This window comes from Ramlibacter sp., from assembly GCF_013697775.1.
Taxonomy (GTDB): Bacteria; Pseudomonadota; Gammaproteobacteria; order Burkholderiales; family Burkholderiaceae_C; genus Ramlibacter.
Window position 1 is genome coordinate 1 of the sequence record NZ_JACCWG010000171.1, and the last position, 2,663, is coordinate 2,663.

Here is a 2,663-nt window from a genome sequence, read left to right on the forward strand (position 1 = left end):
ATTCCGTTCGCCTTCGATCTGTCGTCGAAAAGCTCACAGTAGCCCCGCCTCCCGGACCCGCCCGGCGTAGGCCTTCAACCGGCCAAGATAGTTGTCGTCGACCAGCCAAGGTAATTGTCGCCAACCACCATGCACGGTGCGGTATCGGCTGCGCCGAAACCGCAGGCAACGAAGCCAGGCGCCTCGCGGCGCAGCAACACGAGTTGAAGGCCCGCCCACCCCGGGCCCGTCTGCTGCGCCCGCGCTTCAGCCCTGCGGGCTTCCCGCCGCGGCCACAGCAGCCAAGCCCTCCCCAAACAGCCGGGGACCGAACAGCCGGCACGGCGCTGGCGCGCCGTGCCCAACCACCAGCGGCTATGAGAGGAAGGCCCAAGCCTTCTTCCCTTAGCCGCTTTGCCTTTGCGGGCTCGAAACCGCGTATCGGCAAAATGGCGACTTCGCCATGCACTGGATGCCCGCCCACAACCCCGCTCAAAGCCGCGCCAGGCCTTGGTGTGCGGGCGTGCGACTACGACGGCGCGTCAGACCCAATGCATTTGGCAATGCGTTGGGGTCTAGTCTGGCAAGTGCGGCCAATGGCGACCCGACGCGCGATCCATCGAGCAAGTTCTACGAGAACGAGATGGACCGCCAGAGCGACAGCTACAAGCCGCCGGTTGAAGATGCGCTGCGAGTGAATGGGTTGACGTTCTCGCAGGCCAAAGCCCTGCAGCAAGCGAGCAACAACCCTTATGGCCTGCCGACGAGAGCCAGCGGTGTGGTGGTGCGCGACATCGATCCTGAGTCGCCCGTCTCCGTGGGTGGGGATGGTTCGCCCATTGCGGACTTGGGTCAGAAGTACCGCGTCCCGGCTGGACAAGGCCCATCGGCTCTGCCTGCGACGTTGACGGCGCAGGACTGGAAGCAGCAGGCGGAGTCGCTTGGCAAGCAGTCGATGACGCTGGCGAATGCGGCTCAGTACGCGCGAGATCGCGGCATGACCGCAGCGGCTGACGACTACCAGCAGAAGGCGAACGCGGCTTACTACGCTTCGTTCAATGCCACTGTGAAGGCGAGCGACATCAATGCCGCAACGCAGGCAGCCATGGCGCCATCGTCGCCCTCGCAGTTCTCTCCTGCGCCGGGCTGGTCCTACATGGGCATGAACTCGTCGGGCATTCCTGCGACGCGTAGTGCGGGCTCGTCGGCATTCACCGTGCAGGTGGGCTTCGGTGCCAACGCTGGTGGCGGTCTGATCGGCGGCTATGGCGAAACCGGTGTTGCTCTTGGCCTCAGCAGCTCTCGCATCACTCTCAACCTGTACAAGATCGAGGGCATCGTTCACGGTCCGCAGGAGGGTGGTTCTATCGGGGTGGTTGGTGCGATCAGTCAAGGCATGCCGTCGCCTGGTGTCACCAAGTACTACGGAGCGACTGCGTTCGGAAACGCGGGTCTTGGCGGCAACGTTACCGTGCTGTCTGATCCCGATGGCAACTTAGGAATTGGTCGCGCGTCTGCTCGCTTCTCTGTTGGGCAGGCAGCTGGCGCAGGTGCAATCCAGCTGAGGCAAACCAATTACGACATCTTCAATCTGTACCAAGGGAAGCGATAGTGCCTAACCACGTCCTCTATGCAGTCGTGTGCTTCTTCTTCGCGGTAGTGGCGCTCTTCCTGTACCGCGAAAAGATGAAGTTCGATCCCCCGGCTGGCCGACTCCGTTGGGCTTGGCGTCTAGCGCACTTTGGTGCGGCCGCTCTGTTCGCTACTGCCGGCCTCTTCTTCGTAATCGGCGGCAATCCTGCGAACAATCCTCTCGTGGCCCTTTCGTTGGGAAGTGTGTTGCTCTTGGCTGTACTTGCTGTGGCCGCAGGGTTCGTCATCCTTCTGACAGCACCAAAGCAATAAGAAGAGAAACACCCAGCCACTCCCCCTGCGGGGGAGCTGCTGCTAAGAGAAGGGGCCGCATCGAGCCGCCCTTCGTTCGTTCAGCGCGCCTGCTGCTGCAGCATCGCCTCGATCACGTCGATGACGGCGCGCTGACGCGGCTTAGGTAGTGCGCTGATGCGCTCCATGTGCCGCTGCAACGTGGGTGTGGGCCCGCGCTTGCGAGCGGTGCGCGGTGTAGGCGAGCCGATCAACTCTTCGACGCTCACGCCGAACGTATGCGCCAGCGTCGGCAGCATCGACACTGGCACGCGCCGCTGGCCCGACTCGTAGGCGTTCACGGTCTGCTGCGACACCTCCAACGTCTCGGCCAATTGCGCCTGGGTCATGCCCTGGCGCTTGCGCAGCTCGGCCACGCGGCCGCCCAGCTGCACAAAAAATTCCCGCTCGTCCTGAGTGATGGCCACCTGTGGGCGCTCCGCTGTGTGAATCAGATGGTCCATACCTTAACTCCGTGGTTTGCTCGAAACGCGGTTACTGACCACATTATGTGGTAAGGTCGCGCTCGATTAAAAAAGTTCGAGGTCGATCGGCCCGAATGACCCCAAAACGTGGTCGGGAAACCACTCAGCGAGGAGCACACATGGCGCGCATCCCCGAGGACGAAATCGAACGCATCAAGAACGAAGTGAGCGTGCAGCGCCTGGTGGAGGCGGCGGGCATCGAGTTGAAGCGAGTGGGCCGCGACCTGGTGGCCCTGTGCCCGTTCCACGCGGAGAAATCGCCCAGCTTCAAAATCA

Annotated in this window: 3 protein-coding genes; 2 read left to right on the forward strand and 1 reads right to left on the reverse strand. The window is 62.7% G+C overall.

The genetic code is table 11. The features are described 5' to 3' along the window. Positions 1–622: 622 nt before the first annotated feature. Positions 623–1,591: a hypothetical protein gene (locus H0U68_RS08465; protein ID WP_296354569.1), complete on the forward strand. Its 969-nt coding sequence runs from the start codon at positions 623–625 to the stop codon at positions 1,589–1,591. A 373-nt stretch (positions 1,592–1,964) separates the two neighbouring features. On the opposite strand, the gene H0U68_RS08470 is transcribed toward H0U68_RS08465, so the two are convergent. Next, complete coding sequence (locus H0U68_RS08470; protein ID WP_296354571.1) at positions 1,965–2,330, reverse strand: helix-turn-helix transcriptional regulator; 366 nt, start codon at positions 2,328–2,330, stop codon at positions 1,965–1,967. Positions 2,331–2,506: 176 nt separating this feature from the next. Between H0U68_RS08470 and H0U68_RS08475 the strand changes: the two genes are divergently transcribed. After that, the coding region (locus H0U68_RS08475) for a CHC2 zinc finger domain-containing protein (RefSeq protein ID WP_296354573.1) at positions 2,507–2,663 on the forward strand (157 nt) is incomplete at its 3' end.